The sequence below is a fragment of the Oleiphilus sp. HI0086 genome, assembly GCF_001635225.1.
Genome location: NZ_LWFZ01000043.1, coordinates 1 through 887, shown reverse-complemented (window position 1 = coordinate 887; position 887 = coordinate 1). Strand labels below are relative to the sequence as shown.

Here is an 887-nt window from a genome sequence, read left to right as displayed (position 1 = left end):
GCTATCAGCTGCGCAATCCACCATGCATCCAGCTCTTTGGCATCTTCATCGCCACTGACCTCAAAAGGCGATTGCCCCCCCTCAACAAAGCACAACAGGTTCACGTGATTCTGTAATACGCTATTGCTGCTCGACGCATCGGCCTCACTCTCAGTATTGTTTAAACACTCCACAACCTGCATCTTCAGCTCAAGCGTCAGCGCACTAAAATCTATATCTTCAGGTAAAATGTTTTCTGACTCGTCAATATATAAAGTCGGGATATTGTCTGAATTGGCGACAGGCTCTGGTTCATTAACACGAACGCCATCCGAGGCAAACTCGTCTTCAAGCTCATTTCGATACTCTGAATCTGATCCATCGACACCCTCATCACTTTGATGTATTCGGGCAAAGCTCTCTTCAATTAACTCTAATGCAGCACGAATCATTGACTCTGGGTTATAAAACCCCATATGCGCCTTACTTTCACCAATCAACACTGACAATGCAGTCTCTTCAGACTCACATAGAGTCTCCAGCGTATCCTGGCACCGCAAACCTAAAAACTCTTCGCCATGGTCAACCGTAAATAAGACGAAGTCAGAATCATTAACCCGCCCTAAAACACCACCACCAAGCATACCACTCAATTGACCTGCAACATCCTTAGCGAAACTCGGCTCCAAACTTGCTGCATCATCTGTTTTGGTATCGTAAAAACGAATATAGAGTAAGTAACACTCTGCAGTTCGCTTGCCTTTCTTCATCAAGGTTCTAACCTGACGACAAAACTCTGATTTACGTATTAGGCCTGAACCTTCGTCATAATTCGACTCATACGCTATCTTGTCGTAAACCTCGGCAACCATATTGTCGAGGCTCTGGTTAACCATGGGTAGTTCATA

Annotated in this window: 1 protein-coding gene; it reads right to left on the bottom strand. The window is 45.0% G+C overall.

The window, feature by feature from the left end; all coding sequences use genetic code 11:
• A partial coding sequence (locus A3756_RS00765; protein ID WP_156490141.1) for a hypothetical protein occupies positions 1-875 on the bottom strand: 875 nt, incomplete at its 3' end.
• Positions 876-887: the final 12 nt, after the last annotated feature.